The sequence below is a fragment of the Streptomyces sp. NPDC005866 genome (assembly GCF_040629895.1).
GTDB lineage: Bacteria > Actinomycetota > Actinomycetes > Streptomycetales > Streptomycetaceae > Streptomyces.
The window spans coordinates 1-17,364 of record NZ_JBEXWP010000008.1 but is presented as its reverse complement, the minus strand read 5'-3'; the positions used below and the strand labels follow the sequence as shown (position 1 = coordinate 17,364).

Below are 17,364 nucleotides of genomic sequence, written 5' to 3'. Positions count from 1 at the left end.
GGAGCCTTCAGAGGTCCAGGACCAGTCGGTGTGAGGCGCAGCCGCCGACGCAGATCATCATCGTGTTGCCGGCGGCCCGCTCCCGTTCGCTGAGGATGGTGTCCTGATGAACGGGCTCGCCTGCGAGGACCTTCGTCTCACAGGTGCCGCAGAAGCCTTCCTCGCAGGAGGAGAGGACGTCGGGACGGACACGGCGCACGGCGTCGAGGATCGTGGTGCCGGGTTCGACGGTCACGGTCTCGCCGGTGCGGGCGAGTCGGACCTCGAACGCGGCGGCCGTGCCGTTGCCCTCCGGGACCGGCGTGGGTGTCGCGGTGGCGGTGAACTGCTCTGTGCGCAGGGTTAGTTCGGGCCGGCCGGCCTCGACCGCGGTCCGCAGTGCGGTGAGCATGCCCGCGGGGCCGCAGGCGTACAGGAGGCTGCCCTCGGGGGCGTCGTGGATGATCTCGGCGAGGGGCAGCGGGCCCTCCGCGTCGTCGCTGCGCAGGGTGAGGGGCGCACCCGCCTGGTGGGCGAGTCGGCGCAGCTCCGCGGTGAACGCCATGGTGTCGGCGCGTCGTCCGCCGTAGTGCAGTGACCAGGGGGCGCCCTGCCGGGTGGCGTGGCGGGCCATGGCCAGGACGGGGGTGATCCCGATGCCGCCCGCGAGGAAGACGTAGCGGGGGGCGGGTTCAAGGGCGAAGTGGTTGCGCGGACCGCGCACGGCAAGGGTCCTGCCGATCAGCGCGGTGTCGTGGATCTCGGCGGATCCGCCGCGCCCGGCCTCCTCGCGGAGCACGGCGACCGTGTAGTGGGGGTCGGCGGGATCGCCGCACAGCGAGTACTGCCGGATCAGTCCGGAGGGAAGGCGCAGGTCGATGTGGGCGCCCGGCTCCCAGTCCGGCAGGGCGGCGCCGGCCGCGGGGGCGAGCACCAGGGAGATCACCTGCTCGGCTTCCAGGCGGACCTGGGTGACTACGGCCTGGTACCAGTCGGTTTCCGTCATGGCCGGTCCGTCTTTCGCCGGGTCGGGTTGGCCGTGCCTGCGGTACCGGGGCCGCCGCGCAGCACCTGCAGGAGCGCCGTCGCCGGTGCCATGCCACTGAGTACGACGACGGTGTCGGCGGCGGCTCGCAGGGCGGCGGCCGCGCGCCGGGCCTCGGGGCCCCGCCAGGTGCGGTCGGGGCTGACGATGATCGCGCCGACCAGCGCGCCGGCCTCGTGGGCCGAGGCGCCGAGCCGGGCGACGAGGCCGGGGGCGACCGCGGGCAGGTCGTGGGCCAGCATGACCACGACGTCGTGACGGGTGTCCCCCGCCTGGGGGTCGGTCCCGGCGATGGTGATCCCGGCGAGTGCGGCGAGCGGGTCCGGGCCCGCGACGGCGGCGCGGGCGCGTGGTTCGAGGGGGACGAGGAGTACGTCGGCCTGGTAGGACCGGCTGGTGCGGGAGGCTGTCGGCATGGCGGCGAGCCCTCCTTCCGGGTGCGGGCGGATCAGATGGAGGTGAAGTCCTCGCCGGGCCGGACGACGAGTGCGTCCTTGGCCCCTTCCTGGAAGGGCGTCGACCTGGGCAGCAGGACCGAGGCCGACCTCACCCGGTGGTGCTCGGCCCGGTCCCCCGGCAGTGGCTCGTCCTTCTCCGCGACCTCGGCGGCGGCCAGCAGCCGGCGGCGGGCGAGGATGATCGCGGCGTCGGAGGTGCCGAGACGTTCCTTGGTGCGGTCGACGATCGCGCCCATGCTCTCCTGCAGGGAGAAGTCCTGGGCGGCGATGCCCTCGACACCGCTGAAACTGCGCTTCTCGCGCTGGGCCTGACGGTCGATGAGGTAGTCGTTGGTCTTGTTCGCGGCCGTACGGTAGGTGCCGGGCAGGTACTTGGCGTGGATGCCCTCGCCCCGGCGCATCGCGGCGAGTTCGTCCTCGCGCAGGGGGCGGGTGGGGTGGTAGTTGATGCTCCAGGCCCAGCAGTTCTCGTCGTCGATGGGCACCCAGGCGTGGCCGCCCAGGGGGTTGTGGGTGCCGAACGGCGGGATGATCGTGTACCAGGGCATGATCCACTGGGTGACGCGCCAGTAGTAGTTGTCCTCGTCGGCTTCGCGGCGGGCGCCGATCAGCAGGCCGCCGTCGGACTCGATGACCTCGAACCTGGGCCGGGTGTCCGCCTTGAGGTAGGCGATGCCGGGGGTGCCCGCGTGCATGGGGTCGTCGTCCATGTTGAAGCGGTGGGCGAAGGAGACGTGGCTGGAGTCGATCCCGCCCTCCATGGCCTGCATGAAGTTGGTCTCCTGCAGCCGCTTGGAGACGAAGACGTGCTCGGGCGGCAGGGTGGCCCACTCCAGTTCTGGCAGGTCGGGCTTCAGCTCCGGGGGGCCCATGTAGGTCCAGACGACGCCGCCGCGCTCGACGCAGGGGTAGGCCGTCTGCTTGATCCTCTCGTGGAAGCGGCTGGCGGGCGGCTCGGACGGCATGTCGACGCAGTTGCCTTCGATGTCGTACTTCCAGCCGTGGTAGGCGCAGCGCAGACCGCAGTCCTCGTTGCGGCCGAAGAACAGGGACGCGGTGCGGTGGCTGCAGAACTCGTCGAGCAGACCGATGCGGCCCTGGGTGTCGCGGAAGGCGATCAGGTTCTCCCCCAGCAGCTTGACCCGGACCGGCGGGCAGTCGGGCTCGGGGATCTCCTCGGCGAGCAGCGCGGGGATCCAGTACCGGCGCAGCAGGGTGCCCAGCTCGGTGCCGCGGTCGGTGCGCACCAGTCGTTCGTTCTGTTCCTTGGTCAGCATGCGGTTGTCTCCTCGGGTCGGGTCAGGGGTGCCGGGTGCCGCGGTGGGTGAGATGGGGCCGGACGACGATGTGCGGGGAGGCCGGTCCCGTGCCGGTCGCGAGCCGGGCGAGCGTGTCGCCCACCTCCTCCAGGGCGATCTCCACGGTGGGCACGCGGTCCAGGCCCGAACTGCCCTCGGAAAGGGAGTCGATGGCCGTGGCGATGGCCTGCGGGTAACGGCCGCGGACCGCGGTCAGCGTGAGGCAGCGCCGGATCATCGCCGCGGTGTCGGCGGCGATGGCGGCCGGCTGTTTCGGGGTGGTCAGGACGAGGCGGCCACCGTGGCCGAGCAGGTCCACGCAGACGTCGACCACCTTCGGATCGGCGCCGCTGGTGTCGACGACGACGTCGCACGGGGCGCCCAGGGCGGCCCGTACCGCCTCGCCCCAGGCGCCGGACTCCTCGGCGACGACGGCGGTGGCGCCCATTGCCTCGGCCATGCCGAGTCGCTCCGCGTCCCGGGGCAGACCCACGACGACGACCCGGGCCGCCCCGCCCAGCAGAGCGGCGGCCGTCACGGCGAGGCCGTGATAGCCGGGACCGAGCACGACGGCGTTCTCGCCGCGCCTCAGCCGTCCGGCGCGCAGCACCCAGTCGACGGCGTTGGCGTACGGCAGGACCCAGGCCGCGAGTTCCTCCGGAAGCTGCGGGGGCAGCCGGTGCACGACGGCGTTGCCGGGGAGGACCATGTACTCGGCGTTGCCGCCGAACAGTGCCGGGTCCTCGGTGACCGGGACCGTGCCGATGCGTCGCCCGCCGCCCCACAGGTCGGTCTGCGGGCACAGCCGGTACGCGCCCGAGGCGCAGTCGGCGCACCGGCCGCAGGGCAGGTACTCCTCCACCAGCACCCGGTCACCGGGGCCGACACCCCAACGCCGGGCCGCCTCCGGGCCGATGGCCGCGATCCGGCCGACGACATGGTGGCCGAGCACGGTCGCCGCGGGCACTCCCCGCTGGAACAGGGCGACGTCCGTCCCGCAGATCCCGGACGCGGTGACCTTCAGCCAGCCTTCCCCCGGCCCCGCGGGCCTCAGCGGAAAGGACCGCACCTCACCGCGCGCGCCGGGCAGCGCGACGCTGGCCCGTGCCGTCTCCGGCAGGCAGTCCGTGTCGGTGCTCCGAAGTGCCGCGGGGCGGGAGGTGATCGGCTGTGAACCCTCCACCACACCCTCCTTACTATCGTTGTGCGATAATGTCTTATCGCTGTGTGATTTCGATACAGTAGGGCGGGGCGCGGCAGGCGTCAACGGCCGGACATGAGCGGAGGATCGGTGGCAGCCTCGAAGGCGGGCGCGGACAGCGGACGCAGGGCTCTGGAGTTGCTGTTCGCCTTCACGGAGCAGCGGCCGGTGGCCACGGTGCGCCAACTGGCCGAGGATCTGGAGATTCCCGTGCCCACGGCTCACCGCTATGTGGCGCTGCTGCGGGACATGGGACTGATCGAGGAGGGCGACCGCGGCCAATACCACCTGACGATGCGGGTCGCGGCCCTCGGACGGGCCGCCCGGCAGGCGACCCCGCTGGTGGACATCGCGGAGCCGTTCATGCGCGAGCTCTCGGAGAGCACGCAGGAGACGGTGATCCTCAGCCGGCTGGTGCACGGACGGCCCGTGTGCATCCACCGGGTGGAGAGCCTGCGCCCCTTCCGGCTGTCCTTCGAGCCCGGGCAGCATCTGCCCGCGCTGCGGGGGGCCAGCGTCCGCCTCCTGCTGGGCGGCCTGTCCGCGGCCGAGCGTCTGCGCTACGTCGACGAGGCGCTCGCCGGCGGCGCGTTGCCCCCGGTCAACGGCCGCGAGGCGTTCCTCACCGAGATCGACCACGCGGTGCACCAGGGCTGGGAGGTCAGTCACGAGGAGATCGACGAGGGGGTGTGGGCCGCCTCCGCACCGGTCAAGGAGGGTACGCAGACCGTTGCCGCCCTCTCGGCGCCTTGCCCGGCCTTCCGCCTCGACGAGGCCCAGCGCGCCTCGGTCATCGAGCAGGTGACGAAGACCGCGGACCGCATCTCGCAGGCCCTCGGCACCTGACGACACCGGGTGACGACGCGACGTCCGGAGCGGGGGCAGGCGGCCGGGGCCGGCGTGTGGCGACGGGCCTCAAGGACGCAGACCGGTCGTGCGGTTTCGGCCGCCGCTCGGCCCGGCGGTTCCCGGCCCAGGGGTGAGCAGGCTGCCGGGAGACACCCCGGCTTCCCCGGTCAGGCCTTCGCACACCGCCTCACGGTGAGCTCCGCCCGCCCAGCAGGATCCTCCACACCCGTGTCGCCACCTGGAGATTGAGCCGTGTGTCCACGTCCGCGAGGTCGCGGTCGCTGATCTCACGGATGCGCTGGAGCCGGTAGCGCAGCGTGCTGCGGTGGACGGCCAGTACGCCGGCGGTCTCGTCGTAGTTGCCGCCGCAGTCGAAGTACTGCGTCAGCGTCTGGACCATGTCCGTGCCGTGCTCCGCGTCGTAGTCGAGGAGCGGGCCGAGCCATTCCCGCACGAACGCCTCCAGTTCCGCGCGGTCCTGGCCTGGTCCGAGCAGCCGGAACAGGCCCAGTTCGTCGTAGAAGGTCGTGCCGTACTGCTGACGCGATTGGCGGCGCACTTCCACGGCCCGTTGCGCCTCCTCGTAACAGCGGGGTATACGGCGTGGGCTGGGGCAGCGGGTGCTGACACCGATCGCCCCGCCGGGCGTTCCGAGTTCCCGGGCCAGCGCCGCGTGCAGGGCGGTGCCCCGGGGGCGGTCTTCGGTCAGCAGCACCATCCGGTCGCCACGCCGGGTCACCAGCGGCCGCATGCCCACGGTCGCCGCCGCCCGTTCCACGGCGCGGGCGAGGAGGTCGTCCACCGGCCTGCCCGGCCAGTGCAGGACGATCACGTAGTGGGGGCGGTGCAGGTCGTGGCCGACAGCCTCCGAGCGGGCATAGGCGCTGGCCTCGTCCGTGCCCTCGAGCAGGTCGTCGACCAACTGGCGGCGCAGCCGCAACTCGACCTCGGCCAGGCTGCGCAGATGCATCAGTTCCAGGGTGAGCGCCTGTACCGCGTGCTCCAGGGCGAACAGGTCACGCCCCTCGGCCCTGCCGTCGGGGTCCACCAGGGCCAGCACTCCCAGAACCTCACCGCGCTGCTGGGCGAGAGCGACCACCCGTTCTTTGATGCGTACGGGTTCCTCCGACAGGGCCACCTGCCGCAGCATGTCCCCCTGCCGTGTGGGCGCCCGCGCCGGATAGGGGTCGGGCCGGCCCGGACCCGCCCAGGAGCGGAGGTTGCCGAACCGGTCCTCGACCAGCGCCGGCAGCCCGGTGAGCTCGTGCAGGGCACGAGTGATGCCGTCCTCGCCGCCGCCCGAGGCCGCCACCTCGTCGAGCGCTCCGTCCACGCGCCGCTGGTGGTCCCGCTCGGATCTGAGAGCGCTCAGCTGCCTGTGCGCGGTGTCCTGTTCGCTGCGCAGCCGGATCAGCTCACGGGTGTCGGCATGCCGGCGGTGCTGTGCCGAGGCGAGGGACAGGGCCACCGAGGTGAACCCGATGAGCGACATGAGCAGCGACTTCTCCTCTTCGGTGGGTACGGAGGAGGACGACACCACCAGCGCTCCCATCAGGTTGCCGAACAGGCGCAGACCGAACGCCCGGCTCCACAGCCGCCCGGACAGGGTCACGGGCCCGTCCGCCCCGGCGAGCGCTCGGACCTGGAGGTCGAGGCCTCCGCTGCCACAGCGTGCGTGCGGCGACGTGCGGGTCAGATCTTCCCCGACCATCAGGTAGCCGACCTCGGCGCGGTACGGCCCCAGCCCGCCGAGGTGGGACATGGAAAGGCGGAGGATTTCGGTCTCGTCCTCGGTGTCGAACAAGGTGTGGGACAGCGCCAGCAGCCCGAACGGATCCCGTGCGGCCTGGGCCGGACCCGCCCCCGCGTGGCGGCGGAGCGGGTGGTGATGGGCGCCGGGGGCGTATCCCGGGTAGCGTGCGCCTGCCTGATCGGGCGGACGACGGGACGCCTGCCGCTTCGGACAGTCGGCCATGAGATCACTCCGTTCTCCCCGGCCTCGGAGTGGCGATCGTGCGTGCGGGTTCTGGATGCCCGCACGGGACGAGCCCAGACTCCAGGTACCCAGCCGGTCCCGACTTACCCGATTTACTTTGACAAGTCGGATTCACCCCGAGAGGCCGATCGGCGCGACCGTTTTTCGCCCCGCCAGGCGCACGCGGGCCGCCCGCCGAATGGCGACGCTGGGTGTATGGGCATCACTGGGCCCCCGCCGGCAGGAAGAACCGGCCGATGAACAAGCGGCCCGTCAGGACCGCCGCCGTGCACCCGACCCACCAGGGAGCCGACCAAGCGGTCGACCGCCTGGCGGAGAAGGGCTGCCCGGTCCGGGAAACCGCCATCGCCGGCCAGGACGTCCAGCCCACCTGAACAGGCGCAGCTCGGCGTCGTGGAAGGAGTTCCTCATCATGGCCAAGGCAGTCGGAATCGACCTGGGCACCACCAACTCGGTGATCGCGGTGTGGGAGGGCGGCGAGCCGACCGTCATTCCCAACAGCGAAGGCAACCGCACCACACCGTCCGTGGTGGCCTTCACCGACACCGGAGAGCGCCTGGTGGGCCAGCTGGCCCGACGCCAGGCGATCCTCAATCCCAAGGGCACCATCTACTCGGCCAAGCGGTTCATCGGACGGCGCTTCGACGAGATATCCGAAGAGGCCAAGGCCGTGGCGTACGACGTCGTCGAGGGCGAAGGCGGAGCCGCCCGCTTCAAAGTGCGCGACAAGTTGTACTCGCCAGAGGAGATCAGCGCCCTGATCCTGCGCAAGCTCGCCGACGACGCCTCCAAACAACTGGGCGAGCGGGTCACCGAGGCCGTCATCACCGTGCCCGCCTACTTCAACGACGCTCAGCGCACCGCCACCCGTGACGCCGGCCGGATCGCCGGCCTTGAGGTGCTGCGGATCATCAACGAGCCGACAGCGGCCGCCCTGGCCTACGGCATGGACAAGAAGCAGCACGAGACGGTGCTGGTCTTCGACCTCGGCGGCGGCACCTTCGACGTGAGCATCCTCGACGTCGGCGACGGCGTGGTCGAGGTGCGCTCCACGGCGGGCGACAGCCACCTCGGCGGCGACGACTTCGACCGGCGGCTGGTGGACCACCTGGCGGACGGCTTCCAGAAGGAGAACGGCATCGACCTGCGCAAGGACCCGCAGGCCCTGCAGCGCCTGTTCGAGGCGGCCGAGAAGGCGAAGACGGAGCTCAGCTCGGTGACCCAGACCCAGGTCAGCCTGCCGTTCATCACCGCCGACGCCTCCGGGCCCAAGCACCTGACCACGACGATCATGCGCTCCACCTTCGAGCAGATCACCGCTGACCTGGTGGAACGCTGCCTCGGCCCGGTCAAGCAGGCCATGGAGGACGCCAAGGTCGGCGAGAACGACATCGACGAGGTCATCCTCGTCGGCGGCTCCACCCGCATCCCCGCCGTACAGGCCCTGGTACGCCGGCTGACCGGCGGCAAGGACCCCAACATGAGCGTCAACCCCGACGAGGTCGTGGCGATGGGCGCCGCGATCCAGGCCGGGGTCCTCAAGGGCGAGGTCAAGGACGTCCTGCTGCTCGACGTCACCCCGCTGTCCCTCGGCGTCGAGACCGCCGGCGGCGTCATGACGAAGATCATCGAGCGGAACACCACCATTCCGGTGCGCCGCACCGAGACCTTCACGACCGCCACCGACAACCAGCCCGCCGTCGACGTCGTCGTCCTCCAGGGCGAGCGCGAACTGGCCGCCGACAACCGGGTCCTCGGCCGCTTCCAGCTCACCGACATCCGCCCCGCGCCCCGCGGCGAGCCGCAGATCGAGGTCACGTTCGACATCGACGCCAACGGCATCCTCAACGTCACCGCTCGTGACAAGGACACCGGCAAGGAGCAGGGCATCACCATCAGCGACACCTCCAACCTCGACCGGAGCGAGGTCGAGCGCATGATCGAGGAGGCCGAGCGCAACCGCAACCAGGACCAGGCGCTGCGCGAGGCCATCGACGCCCGCAACGAACTCGACGCCATCGCCTACCAGGTCGAAAAGCGCCTGGGCGAGCTGGGCGACGACGCGCCCGCGCATGAGAAGGCCCGCGCCGAGATGCTGGTGGGCGAGGCCCGCGACGCGGTCAAGAACGAGGCCGGGGTGGACAAGGTCCGGCCGCTGATCTCCGAACTGCAGCAGGTCTACGCCGGTCTCGCCGCCCACCAGCCAGGAGCGCCGGCGGGCGGTCAGGCGGACACCGGGGCGCCGGACGGAACCGGACCGGGCGGTGCCGCGCCGGGCGGCACGGGCGGTGACGACGACGTGATCGACGCCGAGTTCGACAAGGGCTGAGGAGTCCGTCATGCCGATCCCTCCCCAGGACCGCACGCCCGACCCGCCGCCGGAAGGCGCCGCGGCGCCGCCGAGCGGGGACGTGTCCCAGCCCGGACCGCCGCTCGGGGACCTGCCTCAGCCCGAATCGCCGGCCGACCAGGCCGAACCGGGGCCCGACGCGGCGACCGGCCCGGCCGCACCCGAGGACGAGTACGCGGCCGCGCTCAAGGAGGTCGAGGACCGTTGGCGCCGTGCTCTGGCCGACCTCGACAATCTGCGCAAACGCCACGCCAAGGAACTGGACCGGGAACGCGTGGCCGAACGCGCCCGTACGGCCTCGGCCCTCCTGCCCGTCATCGACAACCTCGAACTGGCCCTGAGCCACGCCGACGCGGAGCCCGACGCGATCGTCCAGGGCGTACGGGCCGTGCGGGACCAGGCGGCGAGTATCCTCGAACGCCTCGGCTTCGAGCGCCATTCGGAGACCGGCGTCCTGTTCGACCCCGCCCGGCACGAGGTCGTCGGCGTGGTCCAGGACGCCGACGCCGAGCCGAACACGGTGGTCCAGGTGATGCGGCCCGGCTACGGAACGGGCGAACGGCAGTTGCGGCCGGCCGCCGTGACCGTGGCCAAGCGGGAGTGACCGCCGATGGCACGCGACTTCTACGAGGTACTCGGCGTCCCGCGCACCGCCGACAAGGACGAGATACAGCGGGCGTACCGCACCCTGGCCCGCAAGTACCACCCCGACGTCAACAAGGATCCCGGAGCGGAGGACCGCTTCAAGGAGATCAACGAGGCCTTCAGCGTCCTGTCCGACCCCGACCAGCGGGCCAAGTACGACCGGTTCGGCGAGGACTTCCGGAAGATCCCCGACGACTGGGAGGAGCGGGTCGGCGCCGGCGCGGGAGCCGGCGGCGGCTTCCGCTGGGGCGGCGGGGGTGGCGGGGGCGGCGGCCCCCGGGTGCGGTACGCCACCTCCGGATTCGGCGACGAGGGTGTCGACATCGAGGACCTGTTCGGCTCCTTCTTCGGCGGCGCCGGACGGACGCGCGTCCCGGGAGCCGACCAGGAGGCGGAGTTGCCTCTCACCGTCGAGGAGGCCTACCGCGGGGGCCGCCGGAGCGTCACCCTCGGAGGGCCCTCCGGACAGCGGAGCTACGACGTCGATGTGCCGCCCGGCGTCGTCGACGGGCAGCGTATCCGGCTGGCGGGCGAGGGCGGCCGCGGCAGCGGTGACGCGCCGGCCGGGGACCTGTACCTGCGGGTGCGGATCCAGCCGCACCCCCAGTTCCGTCTCGAAGGCCGGGACGTCTACGTCGAGGTCCCGGTCACTCCCTGGGAAGCCGCGCTCGGCGCGAGCGTACCCGTACCCACCCCGAGCGGCACCACGGCGAAGGTCAACGTGCCCGCCGGCTCCTCCAGCGGCCGGCGGCTCCGGCTGCGCGGCGAGGGCATGCCCAACCCGCGCGGCAAGAACGGCGACCTGTACGCCGAGCTCCGGATCATGGTGCCGCCCCGGCTGACCGACCGTGAGCGTGAGCTGTTCGAGGAACTCGCAGCCGTCTCCTCGTTCGATCCCAGGAGGACCCGATGAGCGACCGACCGGCCGAAGCGCGCCAGCGTGCGGGGGCGGCGCCGGCGGGCGTGCGCGTCCAGTACGCGATCGTGCCCGTGCCCATGCTGTCCCTGGATACCGTGTCGCGCCGCTCCGGCCTCCACCCCGACCTGGTCCGCCGGTTCGTGGCCCTCGGGCTGGTGGACGCCGACCGCGACCCCGCCGGGCGGCTCACGTTCGCCCCCACGGCCCCCGCCGCTCTCGCCCGCGTCCAGCGGCTGCGCACCGGGTTGTGCCTCAACTACGCATCCATCGGACTGGTGCTCGACCTGCTCGACCGCATCAGCCTGCTCGAAGCCGCACTGCGCCGCGCCGGTACGAGGAGTGATTCCCCACCATGGACATGAACCGCCTGACCCAGAAGTCCCAGGAAGCCCTGCAGGAGGCCCAGAGCGCCGCCGTACGCATGGGGCAGACCGAGGTCGACGGCGAACACCTGCTGCTCGCCCTCCTCGACCAGGAGGACGGCCTGGTCCCACGACTGGTGCAACAGGCGGGAGGCGAACCCAAGGAACTGCGCGCCGCCGTGAAGGAGGACCTCTCCCGGCGTCCCAGGGTCACCGGACCCGGCGCGGCGCCCGGGCAGGTCTTCGTCACCCAGCGCCTGTCCCGCCTGTTGGACGCGGCCGAGCGCGAGGCCAAGCGCCTCAAGGACGAGTACGTGTCCGTGGAACACCTGCTGCTCGCCCTGGCCGAGGAGGGCTCGTCGACCGCCGCCGGACGGCTGTTGAAGGAGTTCGGCGTCACCCGGGAGTCGTTCCTCAACGCCCTCACCCAGGTCCGCGGCAACCAGCGTGTCACCTCCGCCAACCCCGAAGTGGCCTACGAGGCACTGGAAAAGTACGGCCGAGACCTGGTCCTCGAGGCACGCTCAGGCCGGCTCGACCCCGTCATCGGCCGCGACGCCGAGATCCGCCGCGTCACCCAGATCCTCAGCCGCAAGACCAAGAACAACCCGGTTCTCATCGGCGACCCCGGCGTCGGCAAGACCGCCATCGTCGAGGGCCTGGCCCAGCGCATCGTCCGCGGTGACGTACCCGAAGGGCTGCGCGACAAGACGGTGTTCGCCCTCGACATGGGCTCACTGGTGGCAGGCGCCAAGTACCGCGGCGAGTTCGAGGAACGGCTGCGGGCCGTGCTCAGCGAGGTCAAGGCCGCCGAGGGGCGCATCCTGCTCTTCGTCGACGAGCTGCACACCGTCGTCGGCGCGGGCGCCGCCGAGGGCGCCATGGACGCGGGCAACATGCTCAAGCCCATGCTGGCGCGCGGCGAACTGCACATGATCGGCGCGACCACCCTGGACGAGTACCGGCAGCACATCGAGAAGGACGCCGCTCTCGAACGCCGCTTCCAGCAGGTGCTGGTCGACGAGCCGAGCGTGGAGGACACCATCTCCATCCTGCGCGGCCTGCGCGAACGCCTGGAGATCTTCCACGGCGTCAAGATCCAGGACACCGCGCTGGTCGCCGCTGCGACCCTCTCCCACCGGTACATCACCGACCGGTTCCTGCCGGACAAGGCCATCGACCTCGTCGACGAGGCCTGCGCCCGGCTGCGCACCGAGATCGACTCCATGCCCGCCGAACTCGACGAGATCACCCGCCGGGTGACCCGCCTGGAGATCGAGGAGGCGGCCCTGTCCAAGGAGACGGACCCGGCCAGCAAGGCGCGTCTGGAGGAGCTGCGCAAGGAACTGGCCGACCTGCGCGCCGAGGCCGACGCCAAGCACGCCCAGTGGGAGGCGGAACGGCAGGCCATCCGCCGGGTCCAGGAACTGCGCCAGGAACTGGAACAGGTCCGCCAGCAGGCGGAGGAGGCCGAGCGCAACTACGACCTCAACCGGGCCGCCGAACTCCGCTACGGCAAGCTCCAGGAGCTGGAGCGCCGGCTGAAGGCCGAGGAGGACCAACTGGCCGCCAAGCAGGGCCAGAACCGGCTGCTGCGGGAGGTCGTCACCGAGGAGGAGATCGCCGACATCGTCGCGGCCTGGACCGGCATCCCTGTCGCCCGGCTCCAGGAAGGTGAGCGGGAGAAGCTGCTGCGGCTGGACGAGATCCTGCGCGAGCGGGTCATCGGCCAGGACGAGGCGGTCAGGCTGGTCGCCGACGCCATCATCCGGGCCCGCTCCGGCATCCGCGACCCGCGCCGGCCCATCGGCTCGTTCATCTTCCTCGGCCCCACCGGCGTCGGGAAGACCGAGCTGGCCAAGACCCTAGCGGCGGCGCTCTTCGACTCCGAGGAGAACATCGTCCGCCTCGACATGAGCGAGTACCAGGAGCGGCACACGGTCAGCCGGCTGGTCGGCGCGCCGCCCGGATACATCGGCTACGAGGAGGGCGGCCAGCTCACCGAGCAGGTGCGCCGCAAGCCGTACTCGGTCGTCCTGTTCGACGAGATCGAGAAGGCGCACACCGACGTCTTCAACACCCTTTTGCAGGTCCTCGACGACGGCCGGATCACCGACGCCCAGGGCCGCACGGTCGACTTCCGCAACACCGTGATCATCATGACGTCCAACATCGGCTCCCAGTACCTCCTCGACGGCGTCACCGCCGACGGCGAGGTCAAGCCGGACGCCCGGGCACTGGTGATGGGCGAGCTGCGCGGCCACTTCCGGCCGGAGTTCCTCAACCGTGTCGACGACATCGTGCTGTTCAAGCCGCTCGGCGAAGCCCAGATCGAGAAGATCGTGGAGCTGCAGTTCGACGAGCTGCGCAGCAGGCTCGCCGAGCGCCGGATCACCGTCGAACTCACCGACGCGGCCAAGGAGTTCATCGCCCACCAGGGCTACGACCCGGTGTACGGGGCGCGGCCGCTACGCCGCTACATCTCCCACGAGGTGGAGACCCTCGTCGGACGGGCCCTGCTGCGTGGCGACGTCCAGGACGGCGCCACCATCCGGGTCGACGCCCGCGAAGGCGAACTGGTGGTCACCTACGAACAACCGCAAGCCGGTGAGGAGGCGATGGCGGCATGAGCACCATGCAGGCCACGACCGTCCGCTGCCCGCACTGCGGACGCGCCAACCGGGTGCCCGCGGCCGCCGAGGGCAGCCCGAGGTGCGGGAACTGCAAGCAGCCCCTGCCCTGGACGGTCGACGCCGGCGACGACAACTTCTCCGAGGTGGTCGAGAAGTCCAGCGTGCCCGTCGTGGTCGACCTCTGGGCGACCTGGTGCGGCCCCTGCCACATGGTCAGCCCAGCTCTGGAGAAAGTCGCCGCCGACCTGGCCGGACGGATCAAACTGGCCAAGGTCGACATCGACAGGAACCCGCGGCTGGCACGCAGGTTCGAGGTCCAGGCCGTACCGACACTGCTGGTCCTCGACCACGGGGAGATCGTCGCCCGGCAGGCGGGGGCCGCCCCCGCCCCCGCGCTGCGCAAGTGGGTGGAGCAGTCGATCGCGGGTCGCGCACCGGCCCAGGAAGGTGATCCGCGATGACCCTACGCGCCGACCCCCATCTCGCCCTGGTACGACCCGTCGCGCCGCGCACCCTCGACGGCTGTGAGGAGTGCCTGCGGATCGGCTCCCCGTGGGTCCATCTCCGGCTCTGTCTGACCTGCGGCCACGTCGGCTGCTGCGACTCCTCGCCGCACCGGCACGCCCGCCGGCACGCGGCCGCCGACGGCCATCCCGTCGTGGCGTCGCTGGAGCCCGGCGAGAACTGGCGGTGGTGCTTCGTCCACGAGGCGTTCGTGTGATGTCCGGCGACGAGATGCGGCCGCATGCGACGCCCGCGCCCGAGGACGAGGACGAGGCCGTCCCGTTCGAGAGCCCGGACGTCTACGGCGCCTACCCCCGGCTGAGCGACGACCAGGTGGCCCGCCTCGCGGAACACGGCCGGCGGCGTCCGGTGAACAGCGGTGACGTGCTGATCCGGGAGGGAGAGCGCTGCGAGGCGTTCTACGTCGTCCTCAGCGGCTCTGTCGCCATCCTTGAGGACTACGGAACCCCAGAAGAACACCTGCTGCGCGTTCACGGCCCCGGCCGTTTCATCGGCGAACTCGGTCTCCTGCACGGACAGGTGGCCTTCTACACCGCCGTGGTCCGCGACCCCGGCGAGGTCCTCGCCCTCTCCATGGACCAGCTGCGCCACCTGGTGACCCGGGACCCCACCCTCGGCGACCTGGTGCTGCGCGCCTGCCTGGGCCGCCGGGCCCTGCTCGTCGGACAGGGCGCAGGCTTCCGCATCATCGGCTCACGCTATTCACCCGACACCCGGCGGCTGCGCGAGTTCGCCGCCCGCAACCGGCTGCCACACCGCTGGATCGACCTGGAGACGGACCAGGAGGCCGAGGCGCTCCTGCGCCGTTTCGGCGTCGGCCCGCAGGAGACACCGCTGGTCATCTGGCGGGACACCACGCTGCTGCGCAACCCCGACAACGCCGAACTGGCCCGGCTCATCGGCCTGCCGCCGCTGCCCGCCCAGCAGGACCGCGGCGATCTGCTGATCGTCGGCGCCGGTCCGGCCGGCCTCGCCGCCGCCGTGAACGCCGCCTCCGAGGGCCTCGGCACGACCGTGGTCGAGGCCCTGGCCACCGGCGGCCAGGCCGGGACCACCTCCCGGATCGACAACTGCTTCGGCTTCCCCTCCGGGATCTCCGGTGCCGAACTCACCGAGCGCGGAGTGCTCCAGGCGGGCAAGTTCGGCGCCCTCATCAGCGTCCCGGCGGAGGCCACCCGCATCGAGCCACGTGACGACCACTACGCCGTCGGATTCGGCGACGGCAGCGAGATCACCGCCCGAGCCGTCCTGCTGGCCACCGGCGCCCGCTACCGCCGCCTTCGCGTACCTGGCATCGAGCGCCTGGAGGGCACCAGCGTCCACTACTCGGCCACCGTCTACGAGGCCCAGCAGTGCCGCAGCGATCCCGTGGCCGTGATCGGTGGCGGCAACTCCGCCGGTCAGGCAGTGCTGTTCCTCGCCGGCTACGCCCCGCGGGTGTACCTCCTCGTCCGCGGCTCCAGCCTGGACGCACACATGTCCCGCTACCTGATCGACCAGGTGGAACGTCACCCGAAGGTGCGGGTGCTGCTGCACACCGAGGTGACGGAGGTGATCGGCGACCAGGTGCTGGAGGCGTTGGAAGCGGTCGACCACAGCACGGGCGAACGGCACCGCATCGAGGTGCGGGCCCTGTTCGTCTTCACCGGTGCCGACCCGCACACCCAGTGGCTGTCCGGCACGCTCGCCCTCGACGCGCGCGGCTTCATCCTCACCGGGGCCGAGGCCCAGGCCTCCTCCGTGCCCGGTCTGTGGCAGAGCCAGGGCCGCGGCTGCCTGACCCTCGAGACCAGCCTGCCCGGGGTCTTCGCGGCCGGCGACGTCCGCAGCGGCTCGGTCAAGCGTGTGGCCTCCGCCGTCGGCGAAGGCGCGATGGCCATCCACTTCATCCACCGCCACCTGGGCCACACGGCCGCGCCCGGCGGCACGGACACCTCACCGCACTCCCGGCCCAAGGAATCCGCATGGCTCGCCTGACAGAAGGCGGCCGCTCACATCCCGAGAAGGAGAAGGAGGCGATGGGTATGGCAACGCCCGTCCGACGCCACCGCGGTGGCGGAATGCAGCAAGCGCCCGTCGGCTGGGCACGGAACCCGCTCGTCGAGTTCGACCAACTGCTCAACGAGATGAGCGGGCTGCTCGAATCCACGGTCGCCACCGCGGCACCCGTGGTGGCGTGGACCCCCCTCGCGGACGTCACCGAGTCCGACGACGCGTTCCACGTGGAGATCGAACTCCCCGGCGTCAAGCCCAAGGACATCAACGTCGAGGCCAACGGCCAGGAACTGGTCGTCACCGGAGAGATCAAGGAAAGGGAACGCAAAGGCATCCTGCGCCGCAGCACCCGCCGGACCGGATCGTTCGAGTACCGGCTGCAACTGCCCGGAGAGCTGGACACGGAAAAGGTCAAAGCCGATATGAAGGACGGCGTGCTCACGGTCACTGTTCCCAAGGCCGAGGCGGCAAAGCCCCGCCACATCGAGATCAGCGAGACGAGCGAAGGCGGCCAGCGCACCGACAGCGACGCTCATTGACGCCGCACGACCCGGTGGGCCGGCCGGTGTGCGTCCGGCCCACCGGGTCCGACAGCGAAACGGCCTGCGAAATGGTCGAGACCGAAGTCGCTCGCCGAGCTCCTGCCGTAAGCCGACTCCCCACCGCCATGGGACAGTTGTACGAGCCGAGCCCCCTCCGGAGTAGCTCGCGGCCGCCTCCCGCCTGAACAGCGCGCGCACCCTTCAAGATGTCCTCATGAACACATGTGTTGACGTCCGCGCGGGACGCCAGGACACCGGAACTCCCCATGAAGTCTCCCCCCGTGAGGTCTCTTTCAGCACCGTCGATCCGGAGCAGGCCCGGGCGGTACTCGGTGAGACGTACTACGCCAACTTCATGGACCGGCTGGAACGGGACCAGGCCTTCAGTGCCGCCTTCGACGTGGTGAGACTGGGGCCGTTGACGGTAGGGGAGCTCGGGTTCGGTGCCGACGTGCGGCTGCGGTTCGGGGACCCCGGGGCCCATCAGATCGACATCCCCGTGTCGGGGGGCCTCCAGTGGCACCAGGGCGGGCTGGACCCCGTCCTCACCGGGCCGGGTAGCGCGGC

At 71.4% G+C, this 17,364-nt stretch carries 16 protein-coding genes and 1 pseudogene; 12 read left to right on the top strand and 5 right to left on the bottom strand.

Going from position 1 to position 17,364, the window contains the following annotated elements:
* Positions 1–7: 7 nt before the first annotated feature.
* Genes ABZ396_RS14005 through ABZ396_RS13990 form a run of 4 tightly spaced genes read right to left on the bottom strand, consistent with a single transcriptional unit; the run spans position 8 to position 3,963 of the window.
* A complete protein-coding gene (locus tag ABZ396_RS14005; protein WP_358926688.1) occupies positions 8–985 on the bottom strand; it encodes a PDR/VanB family oxidoreductase in 978 nt (325 codons plus the stop codon).
* Positions 982–1,440, bottom strand: coding sequence for a hypothetical protein (locus tag ABZ396_RS14000; protein WP_358926689.1), 459 nt, complete (start codon positions 1,438–1,440; stop codon positions 982–984). The genes ABZ396_RS14005 and ABZ396_RS14000 overlap by 4 nt, the downstream gene beginning before the upstream one ends.
* Before the next feature lie 32 nt (positions 1,441–1,472).
* Positions 1,473–2,759 (bottom strand): Rieske 2Fe-2S domain-containing protein, encoded by a 1,287-nt coding sequence (locus ABZ396_RS13995; RefSeq protein WP_358926690.1) that lies wholly within the window; start codon positions 2,757–2,759, stop codon positions 1,473–1,475.
* A 22-nt stretch (positions 2,760–2,781) separates the two neighbouring features.
* The gene (locus ABZ396_RS13990; RefSeq protein ID WP_358926691.1) at positions 2,782–3,963 is read right to left on the bottom strand and encodes a zinc-binding dehydrogenase; all 1,182 of its coding nucleotides are present in this window, start codon (positions 3,961–3,963) and stop codon (positions 2,782–2,784) included.
* A 108-nt stretch (positions 3,964–4,071) separates the two neighbouring features.
* Between ABZ396_RS13990 and ABZ396_RS13985 the strand changes: the two genes are divergently transcribed.
* Positions 4,072–4,827 (top strand): IclR family transcriptional regulator, encoded by a 756-nt coding sequence (locus ABZ396_RS13985; protein WP_358926692.1) that lies wholly within the window; start codon positions 4,072–4,074, stop codon positions 4,825–4,827.
* 190 nt (positions 4,828–5,017) lie between these two features.
* On the opposite strand, the gene ABZ396_RS13980 is transcribed toward ABZ396_RS13985, so the two are convergent.
* Positions 5,018–6,805 carry a helix-turn-helix domain-containing protein gene (locus ABZ396_RS13980; protein ID WP_358926693.1) on the bottom strand — a complete coding sequence of 596 codons (1,788 nt, stop codon included), beginning with the start codon at positions 6,803–6,805 and terminating at the stop codon, positions 5,018–5,020.
* 257 nt (positions 6,806–7,062) lie between these two features.
* Here ABZ396_RS13980 and ABZ396_RS13975 point away from each other — a divergent pair, with 257 nt between their 5' ends.
* The 11 genes and pseudogenes from ABZ396_RS13975 to ABZ396_RS13925 form a co-directional block, all read left to right on the top strand.
* Positions 7,063–7,200 (top strand): hypothetical protein, encoded by a 138-nt coding sequence (locus tag ABZ396_RS13975; protein WP_358926694.1) that lies wholly within the window; start codon positions 7,063–7,065, stop codon positions 7,198–7,200.
* 38 nt (positions 7,201–7,238) lie between these two features.
* Positions 7,239–9,155, top strand: a complete 1,917-nt coding sequence (dnaK, locus tag ABZ396_RS13970) for a molecular chaperone DnaK (protein WP_358926695.1) — start codon at positions 7,239–7,241, stop codon at positions 9,153–9,155.
* A gap of 10 nt (positions 9,156–9,165) precedes the next feature.
* Positions 9,166–9,780, top strand: coding sequence for a nucleotide exchange factor GrpE (locus ABZ396_RS13965; protein WP_358926696.1), 615 nt, complete (start codon positions 9,166–9,168; stop codon positions 9,778–9,780).
* A gap of 6 nt (positions 9,781–9,786) precedes the next feature.
* Positions 9,787–10,734: a J domain-containing protein gene (locus ABZ396_RS13960; protein WP_358926697.1), complete on the top strand. Its 948-nt coding sequence runs from the start codon at positions 9,787–9,789 to the stop codon at positions 10,732–10,734.
* The gene (locus tag ABZ396_RS13955) at positions 10,731–11,102 is read left to right on the top strand and encodes a chaperone modulator CbpM (protein ID WP_358926698.1); all 372 of its coding nucleotides are present in this window, start codon (positions 10,731–10,733) and stop codon (positions 11,100–11,102) included. Before ABZ396_RS13960 ends, ABZ396_RS13955 begins: the two co-directional genes overlap by 4 nt.
* A complete protein-coding gene (gene clpB / locus ABZ396_RS13950) occupies positions 11,093–13,732 on the top strand; it encodes an ATP-dependent chaperone ClpB (protein ID WP_358926699.1) in 2,640 nt (879 codons plus the stop codon). Before ABZ396_RS13955 ends, clpB begins: the two co-directional genes overlap by 10 nt.
* Positions 13,729–14,196: a thioredoxin gene (gene trxA / locus ABZ396_RS13945; RefSeq protein ID WP_358926700.1), complete on the top strand. Its 468-nt coding sequence runs from the start codon at positions 13,729–13,731 to the stop codon at positions 14,194–14,196. The genes clpB and trxA overlap by 4 nt, the downstream gene beginning before the upstream one ends.
* The gene (locus ABZ396_RS13940; protein WP_358926701.1) at positions 14,193–14,456 is read left to right on the top strand and encodes a UBP-type zinc finger domain-containing protein; all 264 of its coding nucleotides are present in this window, start codon (positions 14,193–14,195) and stop codon (positions 14,454–14,456) included. The genes trxA and ABZ396_RS13940 overlap by 4 nt, the downstream gene beginning before the upstream one ends.
* Positions 14,456–16,237, top strand: a complete 1,782-nt coding sequence (locus tag ABZ396_RS13935; protein WP_358926702.1) for an FAD-dependent oxidoreductase — start codon at positions 14,456–14,458, stop codon at positions 16,235–16,237. Before ABZ396_RS13940 ends, ABZ396_RS13935 begins: the two co-directional genes overlap by 1 nt.
* The gene (locus ABZ396_RS13930; protein WP_358926703.1) at positions 16,225–16,794 is read left to right on the top strand and encodes an Hsp20/alpha crystallin family protein; all 570 of its coding nucleotides are present in this window, start codon (positions 16,225–16,227) and stop codon (positions 16,792–16,794) included. The genes ABZ396_RS13935 and ABZ396_RS13930 overlap by 13 nt, the downstream gene beginning before the upstream one ends.
* A 217-nt stretch (positions 16,795–17,011) precedes the next feature.
* A pseudogene (locus tag ABZ396_RS13925) lies at positions 17,012–17,364 on the top strand (hypothetical protein); the annotation flags it as partial.

Bases quoted from the DNA above. Each gene is read 5' to 3' on its own strand.
- ABZ396_RS14005 (WP_358926688.1), bottom strand. From the start codon at position 985: ATGACGGAAACCGACTGGTACCAGGCCGTAGTCACCCAGGTCCGCCTG.
- ABZ396_RS14000 (WP_358926689.1), bottom strand. From the start codon at position 1,440: ATGCCGACAGCCTCCCGCACCAGCCGGTCCTACCAGGCCGACGTACTC.
- ABZ396_RS13995 (WP_358926690.1), bottom strand. From the start codon at position 2,759: ATGCTGACCAAGGAACAGAACGAACGACTGGTGCGCACCGACCGCGGC.
- ABZ396_RS13980 (WP_358926693.1), bottom strand. From the start codon at position 6,805: ATGGCCGACTGTCCGAAGCGGCAGGCGTCCCGTCGTCCGCCCGATCAG.
- ABZ396_RS13975 (WP_358926694.1), top strand. From the start codon at position 7,063: ATGAACAAGCGGCCCGTCAGGACCGCCGCCGTGCACCCGACCCACCAG.
- dnaK (WP_358926695.1), top strand. From the start codon at position 7,239: ATGGCCAAGGCAGTCGGAATCGACCTGGGCACCACCAACTCGGTGATC.
- ABZ396_RS13965 (WP_358926696.1), top strand. From the start codon at position 9,166: ATGCCGATCCCTCCCCAGGACCGCACGCCCGACCCGCCGCCGGAAGGC.
- ABZ396_RS13960 (WP_358926697.1), top strand. From the start codon at position 9,787: ATGGCACGCGACTTCTACGAGGTACTCGGCGTCCCGCGCACCGCCGAC.
- ABZ396_RS13955 (WP_358926698.1), top strand. From the start codon at position 10,731: ATGAGCGACCGACCGGCCGAAGCGCGCCAGCGTGCGGGGGCGGCGCCG.
- clpB (WP_358926699.1), top strand. From the start codon at position 11,093: ATGGACATGAACCGCCTGACCCAGAAGTCCCAGGAAGCCCTGCAGGAG.
- trxA (WP_358926700.1), top strand. From the start codon at position 13,729: ATGAGCACCATGCAGGCCACGACCGTCCGCTGCCCGCACTGCGGACGC.
- ABZ396_RS13940 (WP_358926701.1), top strand. From the start codon at position 14,193: ATGACCCTACGCGCCGACCCCCATCTCGCCCTGGTACGACCCGTCGCG.
- ABZ396_RS13935 (WP_358926702.1), top strand. From the start codon at position 14,456: ATGTCCGGCGACGAGATGCGGCCGCATGCGACGCCCGCGCCCGAGGAC.
- ABZ396_RS13930 (WP_358926703.1), top strand. From the start codon at position 16,225: ATGGCTCGCCTGACAGAAGGCGGCCGCTCACATCCCGAGAAGGAGAAG.